Source organism: Actomonas spartinae, assembly GCF_051209155.1.
In the GTDB taxonomy this organism is placed as follows: domain Bacteria; phylum Verrucomicrobiota; class Verrucomicrobiia; order Opitutales; family Opitutaceae; genus Actomonas.
Window position 1 is genome coordinate 701,731 of sequence record NZ_JBPJGB010000001.1, and the last position, 17,018, is coordinate 718,748.

General features: G+C 65.4%; 17 protein-coding genes. 8 read left to right on the forward strand and 9 right to left on the reverse strand.

What is annotated here, in order from left to right; translation table 11 throughout:
• Positions 1-152: 152 nt before the first annotated feature.
• The 4 genes from AC0MRV_RS02760 to AC0MRV_RS02775 all read right to left on the reverse strand — a co-directional run bounded on the left by AC0MRV_RS02760 (position 153) and on the right by AC0MRV_RS02775 (position 4,453).
• Positions 153-2,003: a hypothetical protein gene (locus AC0MRV_RS02760; protein ID WP_472762899.1), complete on the reverse strand. Its 1,851-nt coding sequence runs from the start codon at positions 2,001-2,003 to the stop codon at positions 153-155.
• Between the two features lie 126 nt (positions 2,004-2,129).
• Positions 2,130-3,014 carry a peptidoglycan recognition protein family protein gene (locus tag AC0MRV_RS02765; protein ID WP_472762900.1) on the reverse strand — a complete coding sequence of 295 codons (885 nt, stop codon included), beginning with the start codon at positions 3,012-3,014 and terminating at the stop codon, positions 2,130-2,132.
• A gap of 20 nt (positions 3,015-3,034) precedes the next feature.
• Positions 3,035-3,313, reverse strand: coding sequence for a hypothetical protein (locus tag AC0MRV_RS02770; RefSeq protein ID WP_472762901.1), 279 nt, complete (start codon positions 3,311-3,313; stop codon positions 3,035-3,037).
• Positions 3,314-3,436: 123 nt separating this feature from the next.
• Positions 3,437-4,453: a WD40 repeat domain-containing protein gene (locus tag AC0MRV_RS02775; protein ID WP_472762902.1), complete on the reverse strand. Its 1,017-nt coding sequence runs from the start codon at positions 4,451-4,453 to the stop codon at positions 3,437-3,439.
• A gap of 193 nt (positions 4,454-4,646) precedes the next feature.
• Between AC0MRV_RS02775 and AC0MRV_RS02780 the strand changes: the two genes are divergently transcribed.
• From AC0MRV_RS02780 to AC0MRV_RS02790, 3 genes are all read left to right on the forward strand, one after another.
• Positions 4,647-5,330 carry a hypothetical protein gene (locus AC0MRV_RS02780; protein WP_472762903.1) on the forward strand — a complete coding sequence of 228 codons (684 nt, stop codon included), beginning with the start codon at positions 4,647-4,649 and terminating at the stop codon, positions 5,328-5,330.
• A 73-nt stretch (positions 5,331-5,403) separates the two neighbouring features.
• Complete coding sequence (locus tag AC0MRV_RS02785; RefSeq protein ID WP_472762904.1) at positions 5,404-5,976, forward strand: RNA polymerase sigma factor; 573 nt, start codon at positions 5,404-5,406, stop codon at positions 5,974-5,976.
• Positions 5,969-7,165: an anti-sigma factor domain-containing protein gene (locus AC0MRV_RS02790; protein WP_472762905.1), complete on the forward strand. Its 1,197-nt coding sequence runs from the start codon at positions 5,969-5,971 to the stop codon at positions 7,163-7,165. The genes AC0MRV_RS02785 and AC0MRV_RS02790 overlap by 8 nt, the downstream gene beginning before the upstream one ends.
• Here the strand turns inward: AC0MRV_RS02790 and AC0MRV_RS02795 are convergent.
• Positions 7,113-7,733: a hypothetical protein gene (locus AC0MRV_RS02795; protein ID WP_472762906.1), complete on the reverse strand. Its 621-nt coding sequence runs from the start codon at positions 7,731-7,733 to the stop codon at positions 7,113-7,115. The two genes, AC0MRV_RS02790 and AC0MRV_RS02795, sit on opposite strands and share 53 nt — an antisense overlap.
• A gap of 90 nt (positions 7,734-7,823) precedes the next feature.
• On the opposite strand from AC0MRV_RS02795, the gene AC0MRV_RS02800 reads away from it, so the two are divergent.
• Positions 7,824-8,726 carry an Fpg/Nei family DNA glycosylase gene (locus AC0MRV_RS02800; protein ID WP_472762907.1) on the forward strand — a complete coding sequence of 301 codons (903 nt, stop codon included), beginning with the start codon at positions 7,824-7,826 and terminating at the stop codon, positions 8,724-8,726.
• Here the strand turns inward: AC0MRV_RS02800 and AC0MRV_RS02805 are convergent.
• The gene (locus tag AC0MRV_RS02805) at positions 8,723-9,460 is read right to left on the reverse strand and encodes a DNA alkylation repair protein (RefSeq protein ID WP_472762908.1); all 738 of its coding nucleotides are present in this window, start codon (positions 9,458-9,460) and stop codon (positions 8,723-8,725) included. The genes AC0MRV_RS02800 and AC0MRV_RS02805 overlap by 4 nt on opposite strands.
• Positions 9,461-9,573: 113 nt before the next feature.
• Between AC0MRV_RS02805 and AC0MRV_RS02810 the strand changes: the two genes are divergently transcribed.
• On the forward strand, positions 9,574-10,014 hold the full coding sequence (locus AC0MRV_RS02810) for a hypothetical protein (RefSeq protein WP_472762909.1): 441 nt from the start codon (positions 9,574-9,576) through the stop codon (positions 10,012-10,014).
• Between the two features lie 18 nt (positions 10,015-10,032).
• Here AC0MRV_RS02810 and AC0MRV_RS02815 read toward each other — a convergent pair whose 3' ends face one another.
• From AC0MRV_RS02815 to AC0MRV_RS02825, 3 genes are all read right to left on the reverse strand, one after another.
• Positions 10,033-11,457: a CobW family GTP-binding protein gene (locus tag AC0MRV_RS02815; protein ID WP_472762910.1), complete on the reverse strand. Its 1,425-nt coding sequence runs from the start codon at positions 11,455-11,457 to the stop codon at positions 10,033-10,035.
• A gap of 94 nt (positions 11,458-11,551) precedes the next feature.
• Positions 11,552-12,991: a tetratricopeptide repeat protein gene (locus AC0MRV_RS02820; RefSeq protein ID WP_472762911.1), complete on the reverse strand. Its 1,440-nt coding sequence runs from the start codon at positions 12,989-12,991 to the stop codon at positions 11,552-11,554.
• Positions 12,988-14,325, reverse strand: a complete 1,338-nt coding sequence (locus tag AC0MRV_RS02825) for an FG-GAP repeat domain-containing protein (RefSeq protein ID WP_472762912.1) — start codon at positions 14,323-14,325, stop codon at positions 12,988-12,990. The genes AC0MRV_RS02820 and AC0MRV_RS02825 overlap by 4 nt, the downstream gene beginning before the upstream one ends.
• Before the next feature lie 238 nt (positions 14,326-14,563).
• On the opposite strand from AC0MRV_RS02825, the gene nuoB reads away from it, so the two are divergent.
• From nuoB to nuoD, 3 genes are read left to right on the forward strand one after another with little or no spacing between them, the layout of a single operon-like run.
• A complete protein-coding gene (gene nuoB / locus AC0MRV_RS02830) occupies positions 14,564-15,070 on the forward strand; it encodes an NADH-quinone oxidoreductase subunit NuoB (RefSeq protein ID WP_472762913.1) in 507 nt (168 codons plus the stop codon).
• A gap of 34 nt (positions 15,071-15,104) precedes the next feature.
• Positions 15,105-15,737 carry an NADH-quinone oxidoreductase subunit C gene (locus AC0MRV_RS02835; RefSeq protein ID WP_472762914.1) on the forward strand — a complete coding sequence of 211 codons (633 nt, stop codon included), beginning with the start codon at positions 15,105-15,107 and terminating at the stop codon, positions 15,735-15,737.
• A 20-nt stretch (positions 15,738-15,757) separates the two neighbouring features.
• Positions 15,758-16,996, forward strand: a complete 1,239-nt coding sequence (gene nuoD, locus AC0MRV_RS02840; protein WP_472762915.1) for an NADH dehydrogenase (quinone) subunit D — start codon at positions 15,758-15,760, stop codon at positions 16,994-16,996.
• The last annotated feature ends 22 nt before the right edge of the window (positions 16,997-17,018 follow it).

The following is a 17,018-nucleotide window of genomic DNA, read 5'->3' on the forward strand; positions in this document are numbered from 1 at the left end:
AGTTCACATGGGGAGTTTGTCACGAGCTACGTGACAAGTGTGTTGAGGTGGCGGGGGGTATCGGAGGTCGAGGAAGGTGGCTACTCGCTTGATGGGAAGGACGGGGCGACTGCCTCCAGAAGGTCGTGTCGTTTTGGTGGGTTGCGACCGCTTCAGAGGTCGAGGTCGTAGATCTCGATGAGACCCTGGCCGGCCCCGTCGTCGACGGAGCGCAGGTGCACGGTGTAGAGGCCGGGCCAGAGTGGCAGCACCATGGCGGCGTCCTTGCTGTCGGTTTGCAGGGCGAAGGCCCCAACCGCGTCGAACACACTCACGAGGTTGCCGCTCCAGTCGTCGTTGCGAGCGACGATCTCGCCGGTGCCGTTGAAGAGCACGATCTCGGGGTCGGCGACGGGATCTGTGATGCCGTGATCGCTGAGGCTGGGTCCGACGCCGCGGATCAGCACGGTCTTGGGGCCGTCGCCGGTGATGGTGAAGCCAGCGATGAAGGTGTTCTCGCCGGTGCCCACCTGATAGCGCGCGGAGAGGTTGACCAGACGTTTGGCGGGGTCGGCTGTTGCGAGACTGAACAGCTCGATCAGCCCGATGCCTTCGGCGCCGGTGTTGGTGAGATGGGCGGAGGTCGGGCCGTCGATCGTCGTGGCCAGCGCGGCATCGGTGCTGCCGAGGGGCAGCGGGAAAGCCTGGGCGGTGGCAATGGCGTCGCCGGTGGCGGCCGCGTCCCAATCATCGTTCGTGGCGAGCTCGGTTTGGCTGGCATCGAAGACCTGTAGGGCCGGGTCGCCGGCGAGCGGGGTGCCCGCGCTGAGGTAGGGGGAGAGACCCGGGCCGACGCCGCGCACGAGCACCTCCTGGGCGCCGCCGGCGGTGGCGGTGCCGACGATGAGCGGCGCGGAGCCGTCGAGGTTGGCGCGCACCGAGAGGTTGGCAAAGGTGCTCGTGGCCTCGGTGCGGGGAATGAGCAGGTAGTTGGGTGACACTGGCGTGCGCGGGTCACCGGTCCAAACGTCTTCCACCGCGAGCCAACCGCGGCGGTTCAATCGGTTGACGCGGGCGAGCGTGACCTGGTCGTCGCCGATGGTGAGGTCGGCGAGGCGAACGCTGTCGGCACCGGCGAGGAGCATGGCGACGTCGGCGGATTCGCCGGGGAACGTTGCCCAACCGAAGACGGTTCCATCCTCGGCGATCGCTTGGCCGGCGCTCTCGGTCGCGGAGGGCGGGGTGAGGTCGTCGATCTGACCGACGCCGTTCACGAGCCGATGCCGGAAGGCGTGGCGGCCGGTAAAGGTGTCGGCGTAGCCCCAGCCAGTGATCTGCCCGGCATCGTTGATGGCGGTGGCGCTGCTGATCGTGCCCTGATTGAAACCGATGTTGATGGAGCTGCCGGCTTCACGCCGCAGGGCCCGGCCAGACGAGGAACTATTCTGCTGGAATGCGCCGACGCTGATCCCGGCGGCGTTGACGTCGTTCAGCGAGGTGCTTTCGAGAGTGGTGTTGATCTGCTGCAGCTCGCCGTCGAGGTAAGTGAAGCCCCAGCTCCGGTTGTCGGGCCCGAATACCCGACCCACGATGTCACCGTTGTCGTTGAGGGCGCTCGGGGCCGCATTGATCCCAATCAGGTCCTGCAATGCGGTGGGCTGCCCCGCGTTCCAGATCATACCCGTCCCGCCGCCCGAGGAACCAACGCTGTTGCCGATGATGGTGCCGTCGTTGTTGATATCGACCGCGTTGCCGCGGCTGAAATTGGGCAGGAGAGTGAGTTCGTAGGTTCGCCCCTGAATCCAGAGCACCGGTAGCGTGGTGCTGGCGGTGAGGTAGTGGTTGCCGATCAGGTGCCCCTGATCGTTGATGCCAGTGATCTGCACGACATCGCGTTGAAAAAGGGTCGTGGGATCGACCATCACATACGCGGTCGGCTGCGCGGCAGCGGCGGCGTTGGCGATGAAGCTGTGGGCTACCAAAAGAAGCGCGCCAATGAGCGGGGTGGGGCGTGGGAGGGGCATAGATCCGTTGGGACTCGCCGGGAATGGTCGAGTTCCCGAAAAGACGGCCCCACCAGCGGCACGCGTGAGTATCCAGATTCCGGGCACGCGGTGTCGCGTTCGCCCCTGCCGGCGAGAGCGGGCGGCTCAGCCGAAGCGTTTCAGATCGTCGTAGGGGAAGTGTTTCCCAGGGCAGAGCGTGTGGTTCTTATCAACCCACTTGTGCACCGTGACCTCGACGTTGGAACGCACATGGCCGTCGTTGAGGAAACCGAGCAGATCGTTCATCGCCTGTCGCTGACGGGTGGTCGGGCGGTGGTTCTGCAGGTTGCCGACAAGGCAAATGCCGATACCGCTGTCGTTGACCGCGGTTTTGCGCACATGACCGCCGCGGAGCTGCTTGGTCCAACGCGGTCCGATCTCGATCTCGCCGTCGCCGGAATCACGGCCGTTGCCGATGACGAAGTGATAGGCGAGACCGTGCTCCATGCCGCGCCGCAGGTGGGCCTTGCCGTAGACCTCGGCGTTGCCCGCCTCGATGGCACTGTGGTGGCAAACGATGTATTTCCAGCGCGAGCGATCGACGCGGATCTTGCGAGTGGCCGCGACGACCGGCGCGATGAGCGCGCTGGGGGTATAGTCGATGAAAGGCAGGGAAAGTTTCTGTCCGACGCGAATGAGATCGGAGGAGAGGTGATTGATGCGCTTGAGCGTGCGCACGTCGGTGCGGTGATCGCGGGCGATGCTGCCGAGGGTATCGCCCTTGGCGACGATGTAGGTGGTGACGGTGGCGATGCCGTTGCCACCGGGGATGGACAGTTTTTGCCCCACCTTGATGAGCTCGGAGCGCAGCTTGTTGGCGTCCTTGATCGCGCGCACCGTGGTGCCGTAGTCGCGGGCGATTTCGATGAGGGTGTCGCCTTTCTTGACGATGTGCACGCGGCCGTTGGCCGCCCACAAGGCGGTGGGCGCCGCCCACATGGCGAGGGCGGACCACAAGGTCTTATGCAAAAACTCCCGGCGAGTTGCCACGGGGAAGAGTATCAGGGCGGTCAAGCCGGCGGCGCCGTCAGCGCCTGTTGCACGATGAACTTCGCGACGGCGTAGCGTTGCCGGGTGAGTTTCCACCGCCGCGTTGAGCCGTCGGCACCGAAGACGACGATGTGGGTTTCGACGAGGGGGCAGCCGGGGTCGACACAGGACGATTCCATCACGCTCACCACGTCGTCCTCACCCAGCTCCAACAGCTCCGTGACCCAGCCTTTGATCGCGCGGGTATGGGCGGGGTCGATACCGCTGCGGGCGTCGTCGGCAGGGATGAGGTTGTGCATGGTGTTGGGTCGATTCTTTCTTCTTTCGTCTTTCTCTTTATCCCCGTCGGCCGAGTGGCGGTCGTGTTTCGCTCCGTGGGGAGAAAGAGAAAGATAAAGAAGCAAGAGAAAGAGGGCTTCGGCTCAGCTCTCCACCTTGAGCACGTAGACGATGCCCTGCTCGCTGCCGATGGCGAGGTAGCGGTCGTCGGGCGACCAAGCGAGGCGAGTGGCGGGCGTGGGCAACTTCACGTTGGCGCGCAGGGGTTGGCGACGATCGGGGCTCCACAGTCGCACGGAGCCGTCCTGTGCGGCGGTGGCGAGGAGCCCGTGCTGGTTCTGAAACGCGACCGCGCACATGCGGGCGTCGTGGGGCAGCATGGCGGGTTCGCGGCCTTCGGGCCCCGCGCCTTCGCAGTCCCAAATGCAACCCTCGGCACCGCCGCCGGTGGCGAGCCAACGGCCGGAGTGGTCGAAGGCGATGTCCTTCACCTTCGATTCGTAACCGCTCATGTGGAACTCCTGGTCCTGCTCTGGCAGCCAGAGGTGAACGGACGGATCCTGGTTGCCGGAAACGAGCCAGCGGTTGTCGGTCGACCACGCGAGGGCATGGATGCCGTTGGCGTAGGGAAACTCCTTTTGCGCGACGAAGTCATCGGCATCCCACAATACGACGCCGCCGAAATAGGCGGCGGCCACGCAGCCACCAGCCGGTTGCCAGGCCAGCGCGCTGATGGTCTTGGGGGCGGCATCAAAACGATGGCGCACCGCGCCGTCGGCGCCGAGCAGCACGAGGTGGCGTCCGGCGGCGGCTGCAATGATGGGCGCGCGGTCCTTGGTGGTCGGCGACCAAACCAGGTGCTCGACCCAACCGGCCTCGAGGTCGACCGAGGCGGTTTGTTGCCCCGTGGCGCCGTCCCAGAGTTTGACCGCGCCGTCCTGGCCACCGGTGGCGAGCAAGGCCTGGCTCGGGTGCCAGGCGATGACATCGGTCCCGTCCTCGTGGCCATCGAGCGCGTGCCGCACCGTGCCATCAGTCGCGGCAAAAAGCGTGATCGGGCCGTCGGTCGAGGCGGCGGCCAAGGTGGCGCCGTCGGCCGACCAACCGAGGTCGATCACGTAATCTGCGAGCGTGGTGGCCCAGTGCTTGGTCAACTGCATGTGGCTACGTGAGCGGGGGGGACGGCGGCGTGCAAGGGCGGAGACGCCGACGTTTGCGGTGAAAGAAAAGGATGCCGGGGTGAATCCAAGGTGATGACCGCCAGCGTATCCAAACTTGAGCACGCTGTCCGGTTAGCCGGCGACCGCGGCGGGGTTCGCATTCACCTAAATCAATATCTGCACCATGAAATCCATGTCTCGTTTACTCCCCGTCGTCGCAGCGACGGTGGCCGTTTCTCTGGCTCACGCCGAGGGGTTCTTTGTCGAAGCTGGCGCCGGTGTCGCGACCTTCTCCGGTGGCGACTACTCGCTCACCAGTCTGCTGCCGCCCGATCCGGCGGCCGACGCCAATGTCGTGCCGACTGCGCTGACCGATCCGACCTTCTCCGACGACGACCACACGGCGGTCGCCTTGGTTGCCGGTGGTTACCGTTTCACCGACCACTTCCGTCTGCGGGTGGCTTACCAGCACTTCGGCCGCACGACCGCGACCTCGGTGGCGGATGTCGTGATCACCTCCACCGATGTTGAAGCCGGCAGCATCACCATGGCCTACAGCGACGAAGTGCAGGTGGTGAGTTTTGCGCCGGAACTCAGTTGGGCGGCCACGCCGCGGCTCACGCTGAGTGTCGCGCCGCAGCTGCACTGGGTCTTCAGCGATGCCTCGTTGCGGACGAGCTCGGACAGCCCGGTGGTGCAGATCATTCCGTTCATTTCGCGCTCCTCCGATGAACTGCGTCTGGGCGGCAGTGTCGCGGCGGCCTATGACTTGTCCGACCGCCTGCAACTGACGGCGCGCTACGACTACCTTGACTTGGCCACCAGTTGGGATCGGGAAGCGCATGCGCTGACGCTCGGACTGCGTTTGGATTTCTGAACCGCCGGCCGCGACGCCGGCGATTTCGCCCGGCGTCGCGGGAACCTCTTGTTCGCCCCCGTTTCCATTTCGAGTGCCCCTGTTTGACGCCGACGCGCTGGCGGCGCACCGCCGTTGGATCGCCCGCCTCGCCGCTGGCGAGCGTGAAGCCATGCACCTGCTTTACCAAGATCTCGCGCCGGTCGCGCACGGTATCGTGCGGCGAATCCTGGAGGATCCCGAGGACGCGCGGGAGGCGGTGCAGGACACCTTCGTCAAAGTCTGGCGACAGGCGCACACCTTCGATGCGGCGCGCGGTGAAGTGGTGTCGTGGCTCGTCTTCATCGCGCGTCACGTCGCGCTCGATCGAGTGCGACGCGGCGCCCGCCAACAGCGCCTGCAGGCGGCGCTCGAACGTGAGTGGTCGGAGCGCGCCGAATCCTCGGCGGCGCCTGCGGCTGTCGAAACTCTCGACGCCGCCGACCACGTCGGACGCCAACTCCAAAACCTCACGCCGGCCCAACGTCGCGCGCTGGAGCTGGCGTTCTTCTCCGGTTACACCCATCCCCAGATTTCGTCCGCGCTGCGGATGCCGTTGGGCACCGTTAAAAACCACCTGCGCCGCGGCCTCGCCAAGTTGCGTCAACTCGTCGCCAGCCATGAATAATCCCTCCGACTTCGATGCGTTGCGCTACCTGATGGATGATTTGGACGCCGAGTCCCGGGCGGCGTTTGAGGAACGACTCGCACTGGATCCGAACCTGCAACGCGCCCTGCGCGAAACGCAGAACGCGCTCGCCGCCTTCGCCACCGGTGCCGCGCCGCCTGAGTCGATGACCGCGACCGATCAGCGACGGGTGCTCGATCAGGTGCTGGCGGTGGTTGAGCGCGAGCCGCGGCGGGCGGTCGCGCCGCCGATCTGGCGTCGCTGGGCCTGGCCCTTGGCGGCCGGGCTGCTGCTCGCGCTCAACTTGTGGCAGTTCGCTCGTCCGACATCGGTTGGCCGCGAACCGGCGACGACCGAATCATCCCACGCGCCCGCGACGTCCGACGTTGCGGAGCATCAGGGCACAGCGGGCAGCGCGTCCGGTGAGGGCGCAACCGCCCGTGCGGTGGCGAGTGCGGAATCGATGCCGGCCGGAGGCGACACGCCCATCATGATCGGCCCCGAGGAGCTGCGACGCCTGCGCGAGATCCGTTTGGCGTATGAACAACTGGCCGCCGACAACGCGCGTTTGGGGGCGGAGCACACGGAGGTTCTGCGGCAGCTCGCCGCTTACGCTCTCACGGAACGTGGCGTCAATCGCCTGGCGGCGATGGAGCTGGTCGATCCGGAGAGCTACGCGGCGGGGGAACGAAAGGGTCTGCTCGACTTTGCGCTCAATCTGCTCACCGAGCCCGGCATCATCGCCCTCGAACCGGAGGCCACGGCTGCGGGCAACGACGTGCCGGACGGCACCGGCGACGACGTGGATGCCGCCAACCAGCCGCCGGCGGCCGGAGATCCGACCGGTGGAGCGGACGACGACGCCGGCGCAAACGACGCCGACGCCACGCCGCGCGACCCCTATGCCTGGTCGGTCTACGACGAAAGCCAGCACCGCGGATTCCTGAATCTCTACAACCTGCCCACGCCGCCGGCCGGTCAAACCCTGCAGCTGTGGGTGCGCCCGGCGGATGACGCGGCTTTCACGCGGGTGGGTGAAGTGCCCACCTCCTATCACGGTGGCTCGGGTAGCCTGACCTACCGATTGCCCAACGAGCACCAGCCACCAGCCGAGATCCTCGTCACCCAGGAGCCGATCAACGCACCGCCGGGCCAGCCGACGGGCCAGCCGGTGCTGCGCGGTCCGTGAGGTCGAGCGGCACCGACGTGGCGAGTTGCGGGAGTAGGGCCCGCACTTGTTCGACCGTAAGGTGGAATCGGGGTGGCTGCTGTGCCAACAGCGGCGTCGCGGTTGGCGTAAGGCCCTCTTCTGTCGAGATCGGCTCGATCAGTCCCGGTCGCGCGGGTAGTTCGCATATGTCGCCGAGCAGGACTGTCGTGTCCTCCCGATAGTAACGACGAGGCATATCCGGCGCTCCCGTGCTCTGGCCGACGATGTAGTCCACCGGACCGACGCCGTGCGCACTTGACTCCCAGAACACGAAGGTCGCGGCCCCGGCCGCAGCGACGCCCGCGCCGTAGCGCGCAAGGTGGCGCCAGTAAGCCATCTCGCGGCCCGGGGAGGGGCGACGGATCGCGGCGCGGTAGCGCCCGCAGAGTTTGGCGGCGGGGGAGCTCAGCAGGGTCTGACGCGCGGTGGGATCGAGCGCGGCAAGGTTGTGCACCTCCTTTTGGCAGACGGAGCAGAAGCGGCAGGATTCGTCGCCGGTCATGGATTCCCAGGTCTTCGGACAAAAGAAGGTTGGTCGCAGCGGCATGGTGTTCTTTTCAACGCGTGGCCGCGGGAATTCTTAGACGCGGCGGACTTTGGTTTGAGCCGGGGCGACGAGACGTTTGAACTTCGAACCATGCCGGAACTGCCCGACGTGACGGTCTACCTGGAGGCGCTGGAATCGCGGGTCCTTGGGCGCGAGCTGCGCCGGGTGCGGCTGCTCGACATGTTCGTCTTACGAACCTTCCGTCCGCCTTTGGAGTCGTTGCACAATCAGCGGGTGACGGCGCTGCGGCGGGTGGGGAAGCGGATCGCAGTCGGGTTTGAGCACGGAGTTTGGTTGATCATGCACCTCATGGTCGCGGGGCGGCTGCAGTGGGTCGACGGGGCGGTCAAACCGAAGGCGAAGAACGTGCTGGCGCACTTCGAGTTCGAGGGCGGCACGCTGTCGCTCACCGAAGCGGGCAAGAAGCGACGGGCGGCGCTGCATGTGTTGGCGAACGAAGGCGAGCTCGCTTGGCACGAACGCGGTGGACTCGATGTGCTGGCGGCGACGGTCGAGGCGTTTGCGGCGAGCCTGCGCAGCGAGAACCATACGCTCAAACGCGCGCTCACGGACCCGCGGCTGTTTGACGGCATCGGCAACGCCTACTCCGACGAGATCCTGCACGCGGCGCGGCTGTCGCCGGTGAAGCTCACCGCCAAGTTGAGCGACGAGGAAGTCGGGCGCCTGCACGGCGCGACGCAGCGCGTGTTGAACGAGTGGATACAGCGCTTGCGCGCCGAGGCGCGGGAGGCGTTTCCGGCGCGGGTCACGGCCTTTCGGCCCGAGATGGCGGTGCACGGCAAATACGGTCAACCCTGCCCGGATTGCGGGACCGCGGTGCAGCGCATCCGCTACGCGGAGAACGAGGTGAACTACTGCCCGCGGTGCCAGACCGGGGGCAAACTGCTGGCCGACCGTTCGCTGTCCCGCCTGCTCAAATCCGACTGGCCCCGCTCGATCGAGGAGTTGGAGGAGCGGGCCAAGGACGCTTAGCAGCGGAGGGTTTTGCGTTTGGCGGCGACGGGGGCGCCGCGGCGGGATTTGATGATGGTGGATTCGGCGTCGGGAACCTTGCAGGCGGTATCGCCCATATCGATCGTGACGACGCCGATCTTTTGGGCGGTAGCGAGCGCGGCATCGGCGAGGGGGACGACGTAGGTGCCGACGCAGATGAGGAAGTTGTTCATCATGTAGGCGACGTCACCATCGGCGGTGTGGATGTCGCGGGCGACGCGGTCGAGCAAAGCGTGGAAGGTGGCTATGGGCAGATCAGCGTCGGGCTTGGTCATGGCGAATCCGGCCATCGTGGCCCAGCCGGCGCGGGCGGTCTGGACGGCTTTGGCGTCGATCCATTTGAGCGCGCAGGCGAGTCCGTCGGGATGTTCGGTGGCGACCCAGGCGACGGTATTGCCGGAGATGAGCCCCCAGGCGGCGGTCTTGGCCCACGCGTTGAGCTGCGTCTTGGTCAGGGTGGCGCCGTCGGCGATCAGACCGGCGAGATATTGGGCGTCGCTGTTGCCCGTGGCATAGAGTTCCAGGGCGAGGTCTTGCTGGCCCTTGAGTTGTTTCGCGAGCGGCTTGAGGTCGCCGATCTTCACTCCGAAGAAGGGCTCGACAGCACCGTGGCGGAGCAGGGTCTTTTTGGTCTGCGCGGAGCCGAGAGCTTCGAGTTGCGCCAGGACGGCCACGAGCGACGGAGGTGGGGTGGAGGGGGCTTTGACGGGCATGGTGGGCGACGGGGATACGCGTGAAACAACCCGCTGCTGAGGTTGGCGGCAACCTTGCTTCGCGGGGTTCCCGACCGTTGACCTGAGCTGGCCGAAAGACTGTGCTGCGCGCCATGAGTGACGCTACCCCCGTGAAAACGCCGTGGCACCTGTGGGTGGTCGGCGTCCTGACGCTGCTGTGGAACGGGCTGGGGGTTCTGGACTTCGCGATGACGCAGACGAAGAACGAGGCCTACATGTCACAGTTCACCGAGGAGCAGTTGGCCTACTTTTACGGTTTCCCGATGTGGTTTGTGGTGACCTGGGGTGGGGCGACGATCGGGGCCGCGGCGGGCTCCTTGCTTTTGCTGCTGCGGAGTCGTTTCGCGGCGGTGCTGTTCGGCGCGGCATTGGTCTGCCTGGTGCTCAGCAACGTCTACACGTTTGTGCTGACGGATGGTTTGGAGATGATGGGCGGGACGACACCGCTGATCATCACGGTGGTGGTGATGGTGATCGCGGTCGGCGAAGTGATCTACGCGCGCCGCCAAACACAGCGCGGTGTGCTGCGCTAGGCGGAGCCTCAGTCGGCCTCAGTCGAGACAGGCTTTGAAGCCTTCGGTGAGTTGCTGGCGATCGAGGTCCTTGCCGATGAAGACAAGGGTGTTCTTGCGCGGGGTGTTGCCCCATTCGCCTTCAAATTTGGCGTCGAAGAGCATGTGCACGCCTTGGAAGACGAGGCGCTTGGGGGTGCCCTTCACGGACAGGACGCCCTTGGCGCGGTAGATGTCGTTGCCCTTGGTCTGAAGCAGTTTGCCGATCCAGTCGTTGAGGCGCTGCGGGTCGCAGTCGCCGTCGAGCACGATGCCGACGGAGGAGACTTCTTCGTCGTGGCTGTGGTTGTGTTCGAAGTCCTGTTGCCAGATGGGGCGCACGTTGTCGTCGGCGCCGGCGGGGTAGATGTGCAGGGGATGCTCACCGCAGCCCTCAAAAACAAGGAAGGTGCCGGCGGCGGGAACGTCGATGGTGTAGCGTCCGTTGCCTTCGTTGAGGAGCAGGCGCTGCAAGGTGGTGCCCGGCGTGATGGTGTCGCCTTCGGCCACGCGGTTTTCCCAATCAGAGAACGCGATGACCGCGGCATCGCGGGCGGCGGCGAGGACACCGGGGTCATCGACCCCGGCTACCGGTAGGATGAGCACGTCGAGTTCGTTCTCGGCGTGGTGGTGATGGTGGTGGCCGCAGCCTTCGCCGTGCTCGTGATCGTGGTCGCAACCGGCGTGATCGTGATCGTGGTCGCAGTGGCCGATCTCGAGGGTGTGTTGACCGGCGGGCAGCGGGTAGGCGCCGGCCCATTCGAAGGGGTAGGAAGGCTCGAGGAATTTGGGGTCGAGCTCGGTGGCGCGGGAGAGGTTGAAGGCCTGCAGGTCGAGCACGGTGTCGAGCGGCACGTCGCAGTTGGTCGCGCGCACGATGCGGGCGGCGGCGTTCATGCCGCGGATGCGGGACTCGAGGGCATCGAGTTCGGTGGCGGGCACGAGGTCGGATTTGTTGAGCAGAAGGACATCGGCGAAGGCGATCTGCTTCTTCACCTCGGGCGCGTCGTCGAAGTGCTGCACGACGTGCTTGGCGTCGACGACGGTGACGATGCCGTCGATGCGGAAGTTGGCCCGCATCTCGTCGTCGGTGAAAAAGGTCTGCGCAACGGGGCCGGGGTCGGCGAGGCCCGTGGTTTCGATGAGGATGCCGTCGAGCTTGTTCTTGCGCTTCATCAGGCGACCGAGAACGCGGATGAGGTCGCCGCGCACGCTGCAGCAGATGCAGCCGTTGTTCATCTCGAACAGCTCCTCGTCGCTTTGGATGACGAGTTGGTTGTCGACGCTGACCTCGCCAAATTCGTTTTCAATCACGGCCAGTTTTTTGCCGTGCTGCTCGGTGAGGATGCGATTGAGCAGCGTGGTTTTGCCGGCGCCGAGAAAGCCGGTGAGGACGGTGACAGGGATGGGAGCGTCTGCGGACATGGAGACGGAAGTTGAATGCGGATCCGCGGGAAGGGAAAGGGCGGATGTGATTTTCCAACCGGCGGCGAGACGGGCGCGGCCGCGCTGCGCCGGCTCAGAGTCGAGGCAGCTCGCCGAAGGCTTTGCGGTAAGCTTCGCGGAGTTGGTTGGTCTGATTGCGGTCGATGCGCGGTTGGGCATCGACTTTTTCGAGCCATTGGTCGGCGCGATCGCGTTGGCCGGCTTCGATGGCTTGGAAGGCGAGGGCGGTGAGGGCCGTGGGGTTGGCGGGGTCGTAGACGAGCGCCGATTCGAATTGTTGCACCGCTTCCGGCGTGCGGCCTTGGCCGATGAGGATGATCGCCAACTCGATGTAGGCCTCGGGTTCATTGGGGCGGTAGCGAATCGAGGCGCGGTAGTCGGCGATGGCGGCGCCGTTTTCGCCGCCGGCGCGCAGGCGGCGGGCGCGCATGAGGTGGAGGCCGGGGGAGTCGGGCACGGCTTCGAGGCCGGCGTTGAGGATACGGTCGGCTTCGGTGATGTTGCCGGATTGGGCGAGGGTGCCGCTCAGATTGCCCCAGCCGTCGGCGAAGCCGGGATCGAGTTGGGTGCAGCGGCGAAACTCGGCGATGGCGGCGTCGAGTTTGAGTTGGTCCTTGTAAAGGTTGCCGAGTTGGAAGTGGGCGGAGACGTCGTTCGGGTCGAGTTGGAGCGCGCGTTGCAGGAGGTCGATGGCGACCTCGGGTTCACCCATGCGCGCCTTGGTGCCGGCTTCGAGGGCGATGCGGAAGGGGTCGTAGCAGTCGGCGAGCAGCGCATCGAGCCAGGGGTCGGGCGGATCGCGGAAGGCGCCGGAGGCTTCGGCCTGGCCGCGGATGGCGTCGGCCTTGGAGGTCTCGCCGGCGTTTTCGTAGAGGGTGACAATGAGGTCGTAGCCGAGGGTGTAGTTGGAGCGGCGCACGACGGTCTCGAGTTTGCGCAGGGCGGCGGCTTCGTTGCCTTTTTCGAGGTCGATGCGGGCGAGGCCGAGCAGGGCGTAGGCGTTGCTGGCGTCGATGCCTTGGGCGGCCTCGTAGGCGGTGGTCGCGCGGGCAAGGTCGTTGGATTTGAGGGCGATGTCGCCGATCCGCAGGCGGGCGGGCAAATAGTCCGGTGTGAGCGCGGTGACGGTGTCCCAGAGCGCGAGGGCTTCGTCGGAAAGGCCGAAGCCGGCAAGGATGGTGGCGTGCAGGTGGGGCCAGCGGGCCTCGGTCGGCTCGAGCTGGGCGAGACCCTGATAGATGAAGATGGCTTGGTCGAAAAAGCCGTTGGCGTGGTAGAGGGCGCTGAGGTGTTTGAGTCCGTCGAGGCTGCGGCGGCCGGCCTGGGCGTCGGCGTTGGCGGCGGCGAGGGCATCGTCGAGCGCAGGGGGGAATCCGGTGGTGTCGGGGGTGGCGGGAATCCACGGGGCGACGGCGACCTCCAGTTGCTGCCCTTGGCGCACGAACCAGAAGCCGGTGACGGCGCCCAAAGCCAAGAGGCCAATCAGGCCGAAAAGCGAAGCGCGGCTTTTCATGGCTGGGCGGTTTCGGGGCGGGTCCAGAGCATGATGCGGCTCATGTTGTCAAAGGGCGGGTAGATGTAGAACCCGCCGGTGACGAGGGCTGGACGGCCGTCGGAGGAGAGGGTGCCGGCGCCGAGGGTGATGAGGTCCTTGGGCGTGCGGGTGAGCACGTGCGGCGTGAAGTGTTGTTTGCCGTCGTTCTTGAACCACATGAGCGAGATCACGTTGCGGTTCTGGTTGTTCCAGTCGGAGTAGGCGGCGGTGGCGACGATATCCATGTCGCCGTCCTGGTCGAGGTCGACACCGACGGGGGCATAGGCGCCGGGCAAGTTGCCGATGCGGTGGTAGCGGAAGTTGCCTCCGCCGGTGTTTTCAAACCACTGCACCCCGTGCCAGGGGCGCGGTCCCGGAGTGGCGGCGGGGCCAAAGCCATCGCCATTGGTGTAGATGAGGTCGGGGCGGCCGTCGCCATTTACGTCGGCCGAACTCAGGCCGGAGCTGCCGTAGTCTTCGTTGGTCGAGCCCCAGATGCGTTGGGTCTTGAAGTTGCCCTTGCCGTCGTTGGCGAAGATGTAGACCTCCTCCCACTGTTGGGAAACGAGGGCGGCGATATCGAGGGTGCGGTCGCCGTTGAAGTCGTCGATGACCACGAACTCGGAGCCGGAGAGCGGCAGCAGGATGTGGCGCTCGAAGTTTTCGGGCACAAAAGCGGCGCCCTTGCGTTCGAGCCAACTCACGACGCCCTGGTCATAGCCAAACTGGGCGAGGGCGAGATCGAGCAGGCCGTCGCCGTTGAGGTCGGCGGCGCGCATGTCGGTGATGCGGTCGGTGTTCTCCAGGATCTTGTGGGCGGTGAAGTTGAGGTCGCCGTCGTTTTCGAGAATGAAGGCGGTGCCGATGCGGTCGTTGTTGGGGAAGACCACGCCCATGCTGGAGACCAGTAGGTCGGTGTCGCCGTCACCATCCATGTCGGCGGGCTCCACGTGGACGGGGCCGCTCAGGTCGGAGGCGAGGGTGGCTTCGGGGGCGAATTGGCCGGGCGCGGTTTGGCGAATCCAGATCACCTCATTGTCCTGAGCCTCGCAGAAGATGATGTCGTCGAGGCCGTCCCGGTCGAGGTCGGTGACCTTGAGATGGGCGATCCACGGGGGGAGTTCGCGCGGCGTGCCGATTTCGCGGGGGATGTAGGTGCCGATCGCCTCGATGGGAGCGTTGGCGCCGGGGGGACGGGTGGTCGCGTTGCCGGTGCGTTGGGGCGGGGGTTTGCTGCAGGCACCCGCGAGCAGGGTCGCCAAGATGGCGGTCGTAAGGAGCGATTTGGGGTGTGCGCGGAAGGGAGTCGCCATGGCAGGGGAGGGTCCGACAGGGGGGCGGAAACTTGAAACCGTTAGCGTCCGAAGACGCTGCCGCAATCCAAAGGCACGAATGTTAAGCTGCTCTGCAGTCAAGTAGGACGGCTGGTAATAACCCCGATTAACGGGCTCTAACGGTCTCATCGGACTTTCTCCAAAAGCGTCTTGCGCGGTTTGGGGGGGATTCTGATGCTGAGGCCCATTTTTTGCTCACGAGCAGCCCAAACGAGCCATGGTATCGCCCAACACCGACGTCGCATATGACAGCAAGATCGAAGGAGACATCGTCGTCTCCCGCCTCGATGCTGTCGTCAATTGGATCCGCACCAACTCCATGTGGCCCATGCCCATGGGCCTCGCCTGCTGTGCCATTGAGCTCATGGGGGTGGCGTCGTCGCGCTTCGATATTGCGCGTTTTGGCGCCGAGGTGATGCGGTTTTCGCCGCGTCAGGCCGACTGCATGATCGTGGCGGGCACGGTCACCTACAAGATGGCTCCGCATGTCCGCCGCATCTACGACCAGATGGCGGACCCGAAGTGGGTCATCGCCATGGGGGCCTGCGCTTCCTCCGGTGGCATGTATCGCAGTTATGCCACGTTGCAGGGCGTTGATCGCATCGTGCCGGTGGACGTCTACGTGAGTGGTTGCCCGCCCCGGCCGGAAGCCTTGCTCGATGCCTTGGTCAAACTCCAGGGCAAGGTGCGCAAGACGCCGTCGTTTAAGAACCTCACCGCCTGAGCCGCCGTCGCTCCTCATTTTTCCAGCCTTCATCATGACCGCGCCCGCCGCTGCTGACGTCACCGCCGCCCTTCAGGCCAAATTTCCGTCTGTTTCCTCCCGTCCTTCCGCTGATCATCCGGCGGTCAACGTGCCCATGCCCGAGGCGAAGGCCTTGCTGCAGTGGCTGCGCGACGAGAAGGGCTACGACTTTCTGGTCGACGTGACCGGCATCGACTGGGCCGAGGGCGTGTCCCCGCGGTTCACGACGGTCTGGCACCTGTTCTCCACCACCGGACACGACTACATCCGGGTCGCGGCCGACAATGCCGACGACGAAAACCCGGCGGCGCCGTCCGTCGCCGATCTCTGGCCCGCCGCCAATTGGCATGAGCGCGAGTGTTGGGACCTGCTCGGCATCAAGTTCGAGGGCCACCCGGACCTGCGCCGCATCCTGATGTGGGAGGAGTATCCGCACCATCCGCTGCGCAAGGAGTTCCCGCTCGCCGGTATCGAGACCGAGCTACCCGACGTCGAAGTCGCGGAGGAAACCCAAGCCAAGGCGATCGCCGCGCCGATGATGGGCGGTCCCTTCGTTGCCTCCAACAAGGGCGAGATGAACATGACCGACGCCGAGCCTCGCGCCAAGGACGAGAGCTGGAACGAGTCCAAGCCGAAGCCGGAATAACCCGCGAATCCCCTTTATCGATGGCCACCGAATTTACCGTTCCCGACGCCGGCGCCAAGACAGCCGCCGCAGCCGCCAGCCAGGAGTTTGAGACCGAGAAGATGTCCCTCGCGATGGGACCGTCGCACCCGTCCACCCACGGCGTGCTGCGTCTGCAACTCGAGCTCGATGGCGAGACGGTCACCGAGTGTGATCCGATCGTCGGTTACCTTCACCGCGGCGACGAGAAGATCGCCGAGAACATGACCTACAACCAGTTCGTGCCCTACACGGACCGGTTGGACTACCTTGCCCCGCTGGCGAACAACCACGCCTACGCCTACGCCGTCGAGCAGCTCGCTGGTCTCGAGGTGCCGGATCGCGTGAAGGCCATCCGCGTCATCACCTCCGAAATGGCGCGAATTTCGTCCCACCTGATGGGGCTCGGCGCCTACGGCATCGACGTCGGCGCCTGGACGGTGTTCCTCTACAGTTTCACCGAACGCGAGAAGCTCTACACCCTTTTCGAAGAGCTCACCGGCGCCCGCTTCACCACCAGCTACAGCCGCATCGGCGGCGTGTCCCGCGACGTGCCGGATGGTTGGTTGGACAAGGTTTCGGGCTTCTGCGATCAGTTCCTGCCGATCCTCGAGGAGATTCTTAAGCTTCTCACCCGCAACAAGATCTTCATGGACCGCACGGTCGACGTCGGCGTGATCACTCACGCCGACGCCATCGCCTACGGTCTCTCCGGCCCGAACCTCCGCGGTTCCGGCGTGAAGAGCGACCTGCGCAAGGACCGGCCTTACTGGGGCTACGAGCAATACGACTTCGAGGTGCCGGTCGGCTCCAAGGGCGACTGCTACGACCGCTACCTCTGCCGCGGGGAGGAGATGCGCCAATCGGTCAGCATCATCAAGCAGGCCATCGCGAAGTTCCCGGCCGGCGATCACTTCGCCAAGGACGCCGTGCGCATCTTCGCGCCGAAGAAGGACAAGGTGCTCACCTCGATGGAAGAGCTCATCAACAACTTCATGATCGTCACCGAAGGCCCGCAGATGCCGGCCGGTGAGGTCTATTTCGAGGCTGAGAATCCCAAGGGCACGCTTGGCTTCTTCATCGTGAGCAAGGGCGGCGGGGTGCCGTGGCGCCTGAAGATCCGCGGACCCTCCTTCTGCAACCTCTCCATCCTGCCCAAGGTGTGCCAAAACGAGCTCGTCTCCGACGTCGTCTCCATTCTCGGCTCCCTCGACTTCGTCATGGGCGAATGTGACCGCTAAAAGCTGCCAGCCTTTCCTGATT